This window comes from Ideonella sp. (assembly GCF_041914305.1).
Classification (GTDB): Bacteria; Pseudomonadota; Gammaproteobacteria; order Burkholderiales; family Burkholderiaceae_C; genus Ideonella.
The window spans coordinates 108143-124651 of sequence record NZ_JAYSDQ010000017.1 but is presented as its reverse complement, the minus strand read 5'-3'; the positions used below and the strand labels follow the sequence as shown (position 1 = coordinate 124651).

At 65.9% G+C, this 16509-nt stretch carries 2 protein-coding genes; both read left to right on the top strand.

What is annotated here, in order from left to right; translation table 11 throughout:
• Window positions 1-32 precede the first annotated feature (32 nt).
• Window positions 33-1442, top strand: a complete 1410-nt coding sequence (locus ACE3SG_RS21345) for an HlyD family type I secretion periplasmic adaptor subunit (protein ID WP_374568277.1) — start codon at window positions 33-35, stop codon at window positions 1440-1442.
• Between the two features lie 166 nt (window positions 1443-1608).
• Window positions 1609-16494: an Ig-like domain-containing protein gene (locus ACE3SG_RS21340; RefSeq protein WP_374568230.1), complete on the top strand. Its 14886-nt coding sequence runs from the start codon at window positions 1609-1611 to the stop codon at window positions 16492-16494.
• Window positions 16495-16509: the final 15 nt, after the last annotated feature.

Genomic DNA, 16509 nt, shown 5'->3' with positions numbered 1-16509 from the left:
CGACGGTGGAGACCGCTCTGCCGGCGAGCGGCATGCCCCCCGCCGGCCCCGCGGCGGTGGCGGAAGCGCCGCCGGTGGGCTGGCGAAAGATCGTGCGCGCGATCGGCCTGGCGCTGGGCGGCGCCGAAGAGCCGAACCTGATGCCTGGCATGAGCGACTTCGAGCGCGCCGCCGAGGGCGTGATGTCGCGCCAGGCCACGCGGCGCGCGCAGCACATCGTGCGCATCACGCTGGGCGTGGTGGTCGTGCTGCTGGTCTGGGCCGCTTTTGCGCGGGTCGACGAGGTGACGCGCGGCGAAGGCCGCGTCGTGCCGTCGCGCCAGTTGCAGGTGCTGCAGTCTCTGGACGGTGGCGTGGTCGCCGAGATCCTGGTGCGCGAAGGCCAGCAGGTCGAGGCCGGCCAGTTGCTGCTGCGCATCGACGAGACCCGCGCCACCTCGGGCGTGCGCGAGAGCGCGGCCCAGGGCTTTGCGCTGCGCGCCCGCGTGGCCCGCCTGCGCGCGCTCGGCGAAGGCTCGGCCTTCAAGCCGCCCGAGCCGAGCGACGACGAGGAACGCCACATCCTGGACGACGAGAAGCGGCTGTACGAATCGAAGCTGAGCGAGCTGAACACCTTGGTGTCGATCAGCCGCCAGCAACTGATGCAGCGCGAGCAAGAGCTGATCGAGGCCCAGGCCAAGCGCAGCGCCGCGCTGCGCGGGCTCGAGCTGGCGCAGCAAGAGCTGAACCAGACGCGGCCGCTGCTGGCCACCGGCGCGGTGTCGCAGGTCGAGATCCTGCGGCTCGAACGGGACGTGACCCGCAACAAGGGCGACTCGGAGCAGGCGCAGGCGCAGATCTCGCGCGTGCAGGCGGCCATCGGCGAGGCCAGCCGCAAAATCCAGGAGACCGAGCTGTCGTTCCGCAACGACGCACGCAAGGACCTGAACGAGGCCATGGGCAAGCTCAATGTGCTCAGCGAAGGCTCGGTGGCGCTGGCCGACAAAGTCGACAAGGCGCAGGTCAAATCCCCGGTGCGCGGGCGGGTGCAGCGCCTGCTGGCCAATACCGTGGGCGGCGTAGTGCAACCTGGCAAGGATATTGTCGAAATCGTGCCGCTCGACGATGCGCTGGTATTGGAAGCGCGTGTATTGCCGAAGGACATCGCCTTCATCCGCCCCGGCCAGGACGCGATCGTCAAATTCACCGCCTACGATTTCTCGATATTCGGCGGCCTCGAAGCCAAGGTCGAGAACATCAGCCCCGACACCGTGATCGACGAAAAGGGCAATGCCTATTACCTCGTCCGCGTGCGAACCATTCGGCCGAATTTCGACGAGAAACTGCCCGTCATCCCCGGCATGACGGCCGAGGTCGACGTGCTCACCGGCCAGAAAACCGTGCTGGCCTATTTGCTCAAACCGGTACTCAAAGCGAAGGCCTACGCCTTGCGCGAACGCTAGTTCCCCCGGGCCCGGGAGGGCTCGGTGTCGCTCCAACTGCCTTTATTTACGTTTGTGCGACTTTCTCCGGTGACAGGAGTCACAAGGAAAGTGCGCGACGTGCCGATAAGAAGGCGCGGGCTTCTAAGCTCGCGCACAAGGCAAAAGCCAGTCTGGAGCACCGCGCATGTCATCGTCCGAAAACGTTTCCGCCAGGGAGACCCAAGGGGGCCGCGCGGTTCATGTGGCGGTGCATCATGCAGGGGCAGACAGGCTGGCGAACGACCCCGCCGTCCAGGCGCTGATCGTCAAGGGCTACGTACCCGCGCGGCAGCTGACGGGCAAGGTCGTTGGCCTGTGGGGCGTGGCCTTCGTGCGCGACGCCGAGGGCCATATCCAGCCGCTGAAGGTGGGCGACGTCGTCAAGAAGGGCGAAGTCGTACTGACCGGCCAGGACGGCATCGTGCAGGTCGAAGCTGCCCGGCACGCCACGATCGCCGATCTGGAGCGGGTGATTGCCGAGGTGGACCAGGGCGCACCTGACGCCGCACCAGCCGCCGGCCTGCAAGGCGCCGATGGCGGCGATTTGCAGCCCGGCCTGCGGGTGGACCGCATCAGCGAAACCGTGACGCCGGCCGGCATCGGCACCGAGCCGATATCCGGCCAGACCATCACCGCGCGCAGCGACGAAACTGCGCCCGATACCAGTGCCGCGAATATCGCCTCGCCGGACAGCGCCACGGTCACCGAAGATGGCAGCGTCAATATCGACCCGCGCGGCAACGACATGTTCAGCGGCGCCGGCACCCCAGCGGTGCAAACCGTGGCCGGCCAGCCGATCGCGGTGGGCCAGCCGGTCGTGCTGCCGCAAGGCGCCGTCACGCTCAACCCGAACGGCACCCTCACCTTCACCCCCGCGCCGGACTTCAACGGCAGCGTCACGATCCCCTACTCGGCCGACGACGGCAGCGGCGCGCCGGCCAGCTCGACCATCGTCGTGACCGTGACACCTGTGAACGACGGCCCGGTGGCGGCCGGCGACCTGACCACCACCACCGAAGACACGCCGGTGGTGCTGGACCCGCGCGGCAACGACACCGACGCCGACGGCGACCCGTTGGCGATCACCGAGATCAACGGCCACCCGATCGACGCGCAGACCCCGGTCAGCGTGACCGATGACCGTGGCCTGCCGATCGGCACCGTCAGCCTGAACCCCGATGGCTCGCTGACTTTCACGCCGGCCCCCGACTACCACGGCCCGGCCGATTTCAACTACACCGTCAGTGACGGTCACGGCGGCAGCGCCACCGGCCATGTCGGCCTGAGCGTGACGCCGGTCGCGGACGCGCCGACCGTGGTTGCCGACAGCGCCAGCACGGCAGAGAACACGCCCGTCGTGATCGACGTGCTGGCCAACGACAGCATCCGCGATGGCGACGCGCTGACGATCACCGAGGTGAACGGCCAACCGATCAGCGCCGGCACACCTGTGCATCTGGTGGACGGCAACGGCTTGCCGCTGGGCGACGTGCGCCTGACGGCCGATGGCCGACTCGAATTCACCCCCGCCCCCGGCACCAGCGGCCCGGTCGACTTTCACTACACCGCGACCGACGGCCGCGCGCCAGTGCAGGCCAACGTGCACGTCGAGGTCAGCCCGGTCAACGACGCACCGGTGGCGCGCGACAACACCGTCGCCGGCGCCGAAGATCTCCCGCTCACCTTCGACCCGCGCTCAAACGACACCGATGCGGACGGCGACGCGCTCAGCATCACCGCGATCAACGGCCAGGCCGTCAGCGCCGGCCACCCGGTGACGCTGCCCGAAGGCCAGTTGAGCCTCAACGCCGACGGCACCCTCACCTTCCTGCCGGCCCCGAACTACCACGGCACGCTGAGCTTCGACTACACGGTGAGCGATGGCCACGGCGGCAGCGCCACCGCCCAGGCAACACTGGTCATCCAGCCGGTCGACGACCAGCCGTCTGCGGGCAACGACAGCTTCTCGGCCACCGAAGACACCCCACTGAGCGGATCACTGGGCGGCAATGACAGCCTGTCTGCCGACGGCGGCAACACCTTTGCCCTCGGCACCGGCGCCGCCCACGGCACCGTGGTCGTCAATGTGGATGGCACGTTCACGTACACGCCGGCGGCGAACTACAACGGGGCCGACTCGTTCACCTACACGGTGACTGACGTCGATGGCGACGTCTCCACTGCAACCGTCACGCTGAACGTCGCTTCCGTCAACGACCTGCCAACGGCCAAGGCCGATACGTTCAGCGCGACTGAAGACACCTTGCTGAACGGCTCGGTCGCTGGCAACGACACGCTCTCTGGCGACGGCCGCAACACCTTCGCGTTAGGCACGGGTGCGGCGCATGGCACCGTTGTCGTCAACGCCGACGGCACGTTCACCTACACCCCGACCGCCAGCTACAACGGTCCGGACAGCTTCACCTACACGCTGACGGATGCGGACGGCGACGTCTCGACGGCCACCGTCACGCTGAACGTCGCTTCGGTCGACGATCTGCCGGTTGCGAAGGCTGACGCGTTCAACGCGACCGAGGACACCGTCCTCAACGGCTCTGTCGCCGGCAACGACACGCTGTCCGGCGATGGGGGCAACACCTTCGCCCTCGGCACCGGCGCCGCTCACGGCACGGTCGTCGTCAATGCCGACGGCACTTTCACGTACACCCCGACTGTCAACTACAACGGCCCGGACAGCTTCACCTACACGCTGACGGATGCGGACGGCGATGCCTCAACTGCAACCGTCACCCTGAACGTCGCCTCCATCGACGATCTGCCGACCGCCAAGAACGACACCTTCGCTGCCACCGAAGACACCGTTCTCAACGGCTCGGTTGCTGGGAACGACACCCTCTCCGGCGACGGTAGCAACACCTTCGCCCTCGGCACCGGCGCGGCTCACGGCACCGTCGTCGTCAACGCTGACGGCACGTTCACGTACACGCCGGCTGCGAACTACAACGGCCCGGATTCGTTCACCTACACCCTGACCGATGCTGATGGGGACGTGTCGACCACGACCGTCACGCTGAACGTCGCTTCGGTCGACGATCTGCCGACGGCAAAGAACGACACGTTCTCCGCCACCGAGGACACCGTTCTCAACGGCTCCGTGGCGGGCAATGACACCTTGTCCGGCGACGGCAGCAACACGTTCTCCCTCGGCACCAACGCCGCCCACGGAACTGTCGTCGTCAACGCTGACGGCACGTTCACCTATACCCCGACCGCCAACTACAACGGCCCAGACTCGTTCACCTACACGCTGACCGACGCCGACGGCGACGTCTCGACGGCCACTGTGACCTTGAATGTCGCCTCGGTCGATGACCTGCCCACCGCAAAGGCCGACACGTTCAACACCACCGAAGACACCGTCTTCAATGGCTCCGTGGCTGGCAACGACACGCTCTCCGGCGACGGTGGCAACACATTCGCGCTCGGCACTAACGCTGCCCACGGCACCGTCATCGTCAACGCCGACGGCACTTTCACCTACACCCCCGCCGCCAACTACAACGGCCCCGACTCGTTCACCTACACGCTCACGGATGCGGATGGCGACGTCTCGAACGCCACCGTCACGCTGAACATCGCTTCCGTTGATGACCTGCCCACCGCCAAGAACGACACCTTCGCCGCGACCGAAGACACCGTCTTGAACGGTTCAGTCGCCGGCAACGACACACTCTCCGGCGACGGCGGCAACACCTTCGCTCTCGGTACCGGTGCCGCTCACGGCACTGTCGTCGTCAACGCCGATGGCACGTTCACCTACACCCCGGCCGCCAACTACAACGGCCCCGACTCGTTCACGTATACGTTGACCGATGGGGATGGCGATGTCTCGACGGCCACCGTCACGCTGAACGTCGCTTCGGTCGACGATCTGCCGACCGCCAAGAGCGACACCTTCGCCGCTGCTGAAGACACCGTCCTCAACGGTTCCGTGGCGGGCAATGACACCTTGTCCGGCGACGGCGGCAACACTTTTGCCCTCGGCACCGGTGCCGCTCACGGCACCGTCGTCATCAACGCCGACGGTACGTTCACGTACACGCCAGCCGCCAACTACAACGGTGCGGACTCGTTCACGTACACGCTGACCGATGCGGACGGCGATGTGTCGACGGCGACTGTCACGTTGAACGTCGCTTCGGTGGACGATCTGCCGGCGGCCAAGGCCGATACGTTCAACGCCACCGAAGACAACGTGTTGAACGGCTCGGTCGCAGGCAACGACACCCTCTCCGGCGACGGCGGCAACGCCTTCGCCCTCGGCACCAACGCCGCTCACGGCACCGTCATCGTCAACGCCGACGGCACGTTCACCTACACCCCGGTCGCCAACTACAACGGCCCGGACTCGTTCACGTACACGCTGACTGACGCCGATGGCGATGTCTCGACGGCCACCGTCACGCTGAACGTCGCTTCGGTCGACGATCTGCCGACCGCCAAGAACGACACCTTCGCTGCCACCGAAGACATCGTCCTGAACGGGTCAGTCGCCGGCAACGACACGCTGTCCGGCGACGGCGGCAACGCCTTCGCCCTCGGCACCGGCGCCGCCCACGGCACCGTCGTCGTCAATGCCGACGGCACGTTCACCTATACCCCGGCCGCCAACTACAACGGCCCCGACAGCTTCACCTACACGCTGACCGACGCCGATGGCGACGTATCGACCGCGACGGTCACGTTGAACGTCGCTTCGGTCGACGATCTGCCGACTGCCAAGGACGACACGTTCTCCGCCACCGAAGACACGGTCCTGAATGGCTCGGTGGCTGGCAATGACAAGCTCTCCGGCGACGGCGGCAACGCCTTCGCTCTGGGCACCGGCGCAGCTCACGGCGTAGTCGTCGTCAATGCCGACGGCACGTTCACGTACACCCCTGCCGCCAACTACAACGGCCCAGACTCGTTTACGTACACGTTGACCGATGCGGATGGCGAAGCCTCAACTGCAATCGTCACCCTGAACGTCGCCTCGATCGACGATCTGCCGACCGCCAAGAACGACACCTTCGCCGCCACCGAAGATACCGTTCTCAACGGCTCGGTTGCTGGCAACGACACCCTCTCCGGCGACGGCGGCAACGCCTTCGCTCTCGGCACCAACGCCGCCCACGGCACCGTCATCGTCAACGCCGACGGCACGTTCACGTACACGCCTGCCGGGAACTACAACGGCCCGGATTCGTTCACCTACACCCTGACCGACGTCGATGGCGATGTGTCGACGGCGACCGTCACGCTGAACGTCGCTTCCGTTGATGACCTGCCCACGGCCAAGAACGACACCTTCGCCGCGACCGAAGACACCGTCTTGAACGGTTCAGTCGCCGCCAACGACACCCTCTCCGGCGACGGCGGCAACGCCTTCGCCCTCGGCACCAACGCTGCCCACGGCACCGTCGTCGTCAACGCCGACGGCACCTTCACCTACACGCCCGCCGCCAATTACAACGGCCCCGACTCTTTCACCTACACGTTGACCGATGCAGACGGCGACGTCTCGACGGCCACCGTCACGCTCAACGTCGCTTCCGTTAATGACCTGCCCACGGCCAAGAACGACACCTTCGCCGCTACCGAAGACACCGTCTTGAACGGTTCAGTCGCCGGCAACGACACGCTCTCCGGCGACGGCGGAAACACCTTCGCCCTCGGCACCAACGCCGCTCACGGCACTGTCGTCGTCAACGCCGACGGCACGTTCACCTATACCCCGGCCGCCAACTACAACGGGCCGGACTCGTTCACGTACGCGCTGACGGATGCCGATGGCGACGTGTCAACGGCCACGGTCACGCTCAATGTCGTCTCGGTCGATGACCTGCCCGCGGCCAAGAACGACACGTTTTCAGCCACGGAAGACACCGTCCTGAACGGCTCCGTCGCCGGCAATGACACGCTGTCTGGCGACGGCGGAAACACCTTCGCGCTCGGAACCGGTACTGCTCACGGCACAGTCGTCATCAACGCGGACGGCACGTTCGCGTACACCCCGGCTTCCAACTACAACGGCCCGGACTCGTTTACCTACACGCTGACGGATGCCGACGGCGATGTGTCGACTGCGACGGTCACGCTAAACGTCACCTCGGTCGACGACCTGCCGGTCGCCAAGGCCGACACATTCGCCGCGACCGAAGATGCCGTTCTCAACGGCTCGGTTGCTGGCAACGACTCCCTCTCCGGCGACGGCGGCAACGCCTTCGCCATCGGTACCAATGCCGCCCACGGCATCGCCGTCGTCAACGCCGACGGCACGTTCACGTACACGCCGACTGCAAACTACAACGGCCCGGACTCGTTCACCTACACCCTGACCGACGCTGATGGGGACGTGTCGACCGCGACCGTCACGCTGAACGTCGCTTCGGTCGACGATCTGCCGACGGCAAAGAACGACACGTTCTCCGCCACCGAGGACACCGTTCTCAACGGCTCCGTGGCGGGCAATGACACCTTGTCCGGCGACGGCAGCAACACGTTCGCCCTCGGCACCAACGCCGCTCACGGAACTGTCGTCGTCAACGCTGATGGCACTTTCACGTACACGCCAGCCGCCAACTACAACGGTGCGGACTCGTTCACCTATACCCTGACCGATGCCGATGGCGATGTGTCGACGGCTACCGTCACGCTGAACGTAGCTTCCATTGATGACCTGCCCACGGCCAAGAACGACACCTTCGCCGCTACCGAAGACACCGTCTTGAACGGTTCAGTCGCCGGCAACGACACGCTCTCCGGCGATGGCGGCAACACCTTCGCTCTCGGCACCGGTGCTGCTCACGGCACGGTCACCGTCAATGCCGACGGCACGTTCACGTACACCCCCGCCGCCAACTACAACGGCCCCGACTCGTTCTCGTATGCGTTGACCGATGCGGATGGCGATGTCTCGACGGCCACCGTCACGCTGAACGTCGCATCGGTCGACGATCTGCCGACGGCAAAGAACGACACGTTCTCCGCCACCGAGGACACCGTTCTCAACGGCTCCGTGGCGGGCAATGACACCTTGTCCGGCGACGGCGGCAACACTTTTGCCCTCGGCACCGGTGCCGCTCACGGCACCGTCGTCATCAACGCCGACGGTACGTTCACGTACACGCCAGCCGCCAACTACAACGGTGCGGACTCGTTCACGTACACGCTGACCGATGCGGACGGCGATGTGTCGACGGCGACTGTCACGTTGAACGTCGCTTCGGTGGACGATCTGCCGGCGGCCAAGGCCGATACGTTCAACGCCACCGAAGACAACGTGTTGAACGGCTCGGTCGCAGGCAACGACACCCTCTCCGGCGACGGCGGAAACACCTTCGCCCTAGGCACCGGCGCCGCTCACGGCGCGGTCGTCGTCAACGCCGACGGCACGTTCACGTACACGCCGGCTGCGAACTACAACGGTCCGGATTCGTTTACCTACACCCTGACCGATGCCGACGGTGATGTGTCGACCGCAACCGTCACATTGAACGTCGCTTCTGTCGACGACCTGCCCACCGCCGAGAACGATACCTTTGCTGCCACCGAAGACGCCGTCCTCAACGGCTCGGTCGCCGGCAACGACACCTTGTCCGGTGACGGCGGCAACGTCTTCGCCATCGGCACGGGCGCCGCTCACGGCGCCGTAATCGTCAACGCTGACGGGACGTTCACGTACACCCCGGCTGCCAACTACAACGGCCCGGACTCGTTCACCTACACCCTCACCGACGCTGACGGCGACGTCTCGACCGCCACCGTCACGCTGAACGTAGCTTCGGTGGACAACCTGCCGGTCGCCAAGGCCGACACATTCGCCGCGACCGAGGACACCGTCCTGAACGGCTCGGTTGCCGGCAACGACACGCTGTCCGGCGACGGCGGCAACGTCTTCGCTCTGGGCACAGGGGCGGCACACGGCACCGTCGTCGTCAACGCCGACGGTACGTTCACGTATACCCCGGCAGCCAACTACAACGGCCCCGACTCGTTCACGTACACGCTGACGGATGCCGATGGCGACGTGTCGACCGCAACTGTCACGATGAACGTCGCCTCGGTCGACGATCTGCCGACCGCAAAGAACGACACGTTCTCCGCCACCGAAGACACTGTCCTCAACGGTACCGTCGCCGGCAACGACACCCTCTCCGGCGACGGCGGCAACGCCTTCGCCCTCGGCGCCAACGCCGCCCACGGCACCGTCGTCGTCAACGCCGACGGTACGTTCACCTACACCCCGACCGCCAACTACAACGGCCCGGACTCGTTCACGTACACATTGACCGATGCGGACGGCGATGTCTCGTCTGCCACGGTGACGTTGAACGTGTCGGCCGACAACGATTCACCAGGCGCTGCCAACGACACCTTCGCCGCCATCGAGGACACCGTCCTGAACGGCTCGATCGCCGGCAACGACACGCTGTCAGGCGATGGCGGCAACAGCTTCGCGCTGGGCACAGGTGCCGCCCACGGCACAGTCGTCGTCAACGCCGACGGTACGTTCACGTACACGCCAGCCGCCAACTACAACGGTCCCGACAGCTTCACCTACACGCTGACGGATGCCGACGGCGATGTCTCCACGGCTACCGTGACGCTGAACGTTGCATCGGTCGACGACCTGCCGACTGCGAAGGCTGACACTTTCGCAGCCAACGAAGACACGACCCTCAACGGCTCCGTCGCTGGCAACGACACGCTCTCCGGCGATGGTGGCAACACCTTCGCACTGGGCACTGGCGCCGCCCATGGCACCGTCGTCGTCAACGCTGACGGCACGTTCACGTACACGCCGGCCGCCAACTACAACGGTCCGGACTCTTTCACCTACACCCTAACCGATGCAGACGGCGATGTCTCGACCGCCACGGTCATGCTGAACGTCGCCTCCGTCGACGACGTGCCGACGACCAAGAACGACACTTTCGCAGCCACGGAGGACACAGTCCTCAACGGTTCCGTCGCCGGCAACGACACGCTGTCTGGCGACGGCGGCAATGTCTTCTCTCTCGGCACGGGCGCTGCGCACGGCACCGTCGTCGTCAACGCTGACGGCACGTTCGCGTACACGCCAGCTGCGAACTACAACGGTCCCGACAGCTTCACCTACACGCTGATCGATGCGGACGGTGACGTCTCGACGGCCACGGTGACGTTGAACGTTGCCTCAGTCGACGATCTGCCGACCGCCAAGGCCGATGCGCTCAATGCCACCGAGGACACCGTCCTCAACGGCTCGGTCGCCGGCAACGACACCCTCAGCGGCGACGGCGGCAACGTCTTCGCTATTGGCACGGGCGCCGCTCACGGCACCGCCGTCGTCAACTCCGATGGCACGTTCACATACACCCCGGCTGTGGACTACAACGGCCCGGACAGCTTCACCTACACGCTCACCGATGCGGACGGCGATGTGTCCACGGCCACCGTCACCCTGAACGTCGCCTCCGTGGACGATCTGCCGACGGCCAAGAACGACACCTTCGCAGCGGCCGAAGACACTGTCCTGAACGGTTCGATCGGCGGCAACGACACTCTTTCCGGCGACGGCGGCAACGTCTTCGCCATCGGCACGGGCGCTGCGCACGGCACCGTCGTCGTCAATGCCGACGGCACGTTTACGTACACCCCGGCTGCGAACTACAACGGTCCCGACAGCTTCACCTACTCGCTGACGGATGCCGACGGTGATGTCTCGATGGCTACCGTGACGTTGAACGTCGCCTCGGTCGACGATCTGCCGACTGCCAAGGCAGACACCTTCAACGCCACCGAAGACACCGTTCTGAACGGCTCGGTCGCAGGCAACGACACCCTGTCTGGCGACGGCGGCAACGCCTTTGCGCTGGGCACCAACGCCGCTCACGGCGCCGTCGTCGTCAACGCCGACGGCACGTTCACGTACACCCTGGCTGCGAACTACAACGGCCCGGACAGCTTCACCTACACGCTAACCGATGCGGACGGCGATGTGTCGACCGCCACCGTCACGCTGAATGTCGGCTCCGTCGACGACCTGCCGACCGCCAAGAACGACACCTTCGCCGCTACCGAAGACACCGTCCTCAACGGCTCGGTGGCTGGCAACGACACGCTGTCTGGCGACGGCGGCAATGTCTTCTCGCTGGGCACTGGTGCCGCTCACGGCACCGTCGTCGTCAATGCCGACGGTACCTTCACCTACACCCCGGCCGCCAACTACAACGGCCCCGACTCGTTCACCTACACCCTGACTGATGCAGACGGCGACGTCTCGACCGCCACGGTCACGCTGAACATCGCCTCCGTGGACGACCTGCCCGTCGCCAAGAACGACACCTTTGCCGCTACCGAAGACACCGTCCTCAACGGTTCGGTCGCCGGCAACGACACCCTGTCTGGCGACGGCGGCAATGTCTTCGCCATCGGCACGGGCGCTGCGCACGGCACCGTCGTCGTCAACGCCGACGGTACGTTCACGTACACGCCTGCCGCGAACTACAACGGTACGGATTCGTTCACCTACACACTGACCGATGCCGACGGTGATGTCTCGACGGCCACGGTCACGTTGAACGTCGGTGCTGTCGACGACCTGCCGGTTGCCAAGGCTGATACCTTTGCCGCCACCGAAGACACCGTCCTGAACGGCTCGGTCGCCGGAAACGACACGCTGTCCGGCGACGGTGGCAACGTCTTCTCTCTGGACACAGGCGCCGCGCACGGGACCGTCGTTGTCAACGCCGACGGCACTTTCACGTATACCCCGGCCGCCAACTACAACGGCCCGGACAGCTTCACCTACACGCTGACCGACGCCGACGGCGATGTGTCGACCGCAACCGTCACGCTGAACGTCGCTTCGGTCGTCGATCTGCCGACCGCCAAGAACGACACCTTCGCTGCCACGGAAGACACCGTGCTCAAAGGCTCGGTCGCTGGCAACGACACGTTGTCCGGCGACGGTGGCAACACCTTCGCCCTCGGCACCGGCGCCGCTCACGGCACTGTTGTAGTCAACGCCAACGGCACGTTCACGTACACCCCTGCCGCCAACCACAACGGCCCGGACAGCTTCACCTACACGCTGACCGACGCCGATGGCGATGTGTCTACCGCAACCGTCACGCTGAACGTCGCTTCGGTCGACGATCTGCCGACCGCCAAGAACGACACCTTCGCCGCCACGGAGGACACGGTCCTCAACGGCAACGTCGCCGCCAACGACACCCTCTCCGGCGACGGCGGCAACGTCTTTACCCTCGGCACCAACGCCGCCCACGGCACCGTCGTCGTCAACGCCGATGGCACGTTCACCTACACGCCGGCCGCAAACTACAACGGCCCGGACAGCTTCACCTACACGCTGACCGATGCCGATGGCGACGTCTCGACCGCCACCGTCACGCTGAACGTCGCTTCGGTCGACGATCTGCCGGTTGCGAAGGCCGACACGTTTGTAGCCACCGAAGACACCGTCCTCAACGGCAACGTCGCCGCCAACGACACCCTCTCCGGCGACGGCGGCAACGCCTTCGCCCTCGGCACCAACGCTGCCCACGGCACCGTCATCGTCAACGCCGACGGCACCTTCACCTACACGCCCGCTGCCAACTACAACGGCCCCGACAGCTTTACCTACACGCTGACCGACGCCGACGGCGACGTCTCTACCGCCACGGTGAATTTGAACGTCGCAGCAGTGGACGACCCCAGCGTCCTGACGCCGGACAGCAAGATCGTCGCCGAAGACACTGCCGCCACTGGCGACGTGCTGAGCAACGACTCCGATGTCGACAGCTCACTCACCGTCACCACCTTCACGGTGGCCGGTGTCGCCAGCAGCTTCAACGCCGGCCAGACGGCCAACATCGCGGGCGTGGGGACCTTCGCCGTTGCCGCCAACGGCAACTACACCTTCACGCCGGTCGCCAACTGGAACGGCGCTGTCCCGCAGCTCACCTACAACACCAACACCGGCTCGTCGTCGACGCTGAACGTCACCGTCACGGCCGTGGACGACGCGAGTGTGCTGGCCGCGGACACCAAGACCGTGGCTGAAGACACCGCAGCCACCGGCAACGTGCTGTCGAACGACACGGACATCGACAGCGCCCTCACCGTCGCCAGCTTCACCGTCACCGGTGTCGCGGGCACGTTCAACGCGGGCCAGACCGCCACCATCGCCGGTGTCGGCACCCTCGCGTTGAACGCCAACGGCGACTACACCTTCACCCCGGTGGCCGACTGGAACGGCGCCGTGCCGCAGGTCACGTACACGACCAACACCGGCTCCAGCAGCACGCTGAACGTGACGGTGACGTCGGTCAACGATGCGCCCGCGTCGGCAGGCGGCGCCGTCATCGGCACCGAAGACGCCAACCTGGTCTTCAGCTGGGCCCAGTTCAACGTCAGCGACGTCGACAGCGCCACCAGCAGCCTCGGTGTGCAGATCACCACGCTGCCCACCGACGGCACGCTGCAGTTCTTCAATGGCAGCAGCTGGGTCGCCGTCACGCTGAACCAGACGATCACGCAGGCCGCCATCGCCGCGGGCAACCTGCGCTTCGTGCCGGACGCGAACGAGAGTGGTGCCGACGCCTTCAACTCGGCCGGCACCGGCAACCTGAAGAACGACTACGCACAGTTCAACTTCAAACCGACCGACGGCGGCACCACCGGTTCGACCGCCAGCATGCGGATCGACATCAACCCGGTGGCCGACGCGCCGACGCTGACGACGAAGAACCACGACGTGACGCTCGTCACCACCAGCTTCGAAGCCGCCGACACGGGGCTGACCCAATCGCAGCTGAACCCGAACACCACCTCGACCAGCACGCTCACGCAGACCACGCTGGGCGGCTGGACGCGTGTGGACACGCCCGACGCCTACGCCGGCGGCACCAACGTGTGGGAGCTGTGGAGCAACGGCGACACGATGGCCAACCAGGCCAACACGCAGATCGGTGTGGCCGCTGGCACCGGCAACGGCCAGAACTGGCTGGAACTGAACAACGCCGACAACAACGGCGCGCTGGTGCAGACCCTGGGCCTGAGCCGCAGTGTCACCACCACGGCAGGTTATGTGTACGACCTGTCGTTCGACTATGCGGGCCGCCTGGGCTTCAGCCAGGACTTCACCAAGATCACCGTGCTGGTGGACGGCGTGAAGGTGGCCAGCTACGCGGGCACCAGCGGCCAGAACGCGCTGAACTGGGAGAACCTGCACTTCAGCTTCGTCGGCAACGGCGGTGCGCAGACCGTCACCATCATCACCGACGCGGCGCAGTTCAACACGAACGGCCGCGGCGCGATGATCGACGACATCAAGCTGACCGAGTCGCAGGGCGCGCAAGCCGGCAATGCCGGCGGGGGCAGCAAGACCGAGATCGCGCTGTCGGGCTACATCACCTCAGCCCTGACCGATGCGGACAACTCCGAATCGCTGTCGCTGACGATCGGTGGGCTGCCCGCCAACGCCACCGTGGTGACCGCCAGCCACCCGAGCGGCTACACGGTGGTCAACGGCGCAGTCACCATACCGGCCAGCGAGCTGGCCTCGGCCAAGCTGCAGCTCAGCTCGAGCTACCTCGGCAACGTGGCGCTCACGGTGACCAGCACCACCACCGAGCCCAATGGCAGCACCGCCAGCACCAACGCCTCGCTGAACTTCAAGATCGTGGTCGGCGCCGGCGACGTGGGCACCGAGGGCAGCACGCACATGCTGATGTCCAGCACCGCCGCGGTCAGCGCCACCGGCCTGCACGGCGAGTACTTCGGCTACAACGAGACGGCCAACCAGGGCCAGTTCTACAACGTGCAGACCGGCGATGGCACGGTCGGCAACCTCGACAGCATCGCCGACATCACCAGCATCATCAACCTGCGCCAGGGCAGCAGCATCGTCGGCACCTCGGCCTCGGCCAGCAATGCAGCGATGGATGCGTCGTTCAACGCCAGCAACCTGTCGTATGGCCAGTCGGTGGCAGTCACCAACAGCCTGGGCAGCAACTCGCCCACCGCGGTGGGCAACAGCATCACCACCGGCTCGCTCTACAACTTTCTCGGCGCAGCCAACGCCGGCAACAACACCGGAACGCTCAAGGCCACCAGCAGCTTCGGCCAGACGACCGACGCGATCGTGCGGATGGTCGGCTCGGCCTACTTCAGCGCCGGCACTTACGACTTCCAGGTGCGCGCCGACGACGGCTACAGCATCCGCATCGACGGCCAGGTGGTGATGCAGTACGACGCCAACCAAGCGGCCACCACCCGGGCGACGACGACGCCGGTGGCCATTGGCGAAGGCCCGCACACGGTCGAGATCGTCTACTGGGAGCAAGGCACCAACGCCGAGCTGCTGGTGCAGTACAAGCCGTCCGGCGCGGCCACCTACCAGACGCTGAGCCTGGACAACCTGGCGCTGTTCCAGACCGAAAACGCGCCGACGCTGACCGAGCTGCAGGACATCATCGAGAACCCGTCGGTCAATGGGCAGTACCTGATCCGCACCGGGCAAGAGGCCTACGGCGGCACCGGCGCCGACAGCATCACCGGCAGCGATGGCCGCGATGTGATCCACGGTGGTGCGGGCAGCGACTCGATCAACGGCGGTGGCGCGGCCGACCGCATCGAAGGGGGCGCGGGCAACGACACGCTCACCGGCGGCCTGGGCGCCGACACCTTCCGCTGGGAGCTGGCCGACCACGGCAGCAACGGCACGCCGGCGATCGACACGATCACCGATTTCGACACCCGCGGCTATACCTCGGGCGGCGACCGGCTGGACCTGCGCGACCTGCTGGTCGGCGAAAGCCAGGCCGGCGGCAACCTGGGCAGCTTCATCAGCTTCGAGAAGGTCGGCAGCAACACGGTGGTGCACATCTCCAGCTCGGGTGGTTTCGGCGGCGGGTACACGGCCTCGGCCGAAGACCAGACCATCGTGCTGCAGAACGTGGACCTGACCAACGGCTTCACAACCAACGCGCAGATCATTCAAGACCTGCTGGACAAGGGCAAGATCGTCACCGATTGATGTGGGGGGACCACC

Bases quoted from the DNA above. Each gene is read 5' to 3' on its own strand.
- ACE3SG_RS21345 (WP_374568277.1), top strand. From the start codon at position 33: ATGCCCCCCGCCGGCCCCGCGGCGGTGGCGGAAGCGCCGCCGGTGGGC.
- ACE3SG_RS21340 (WP_374568230.1), top strand. From the start codon at position 1,609: ATGTCATCGTCCGAAAACGTTTCCGCCAGGGAGACCCAAGGGGGCCGC.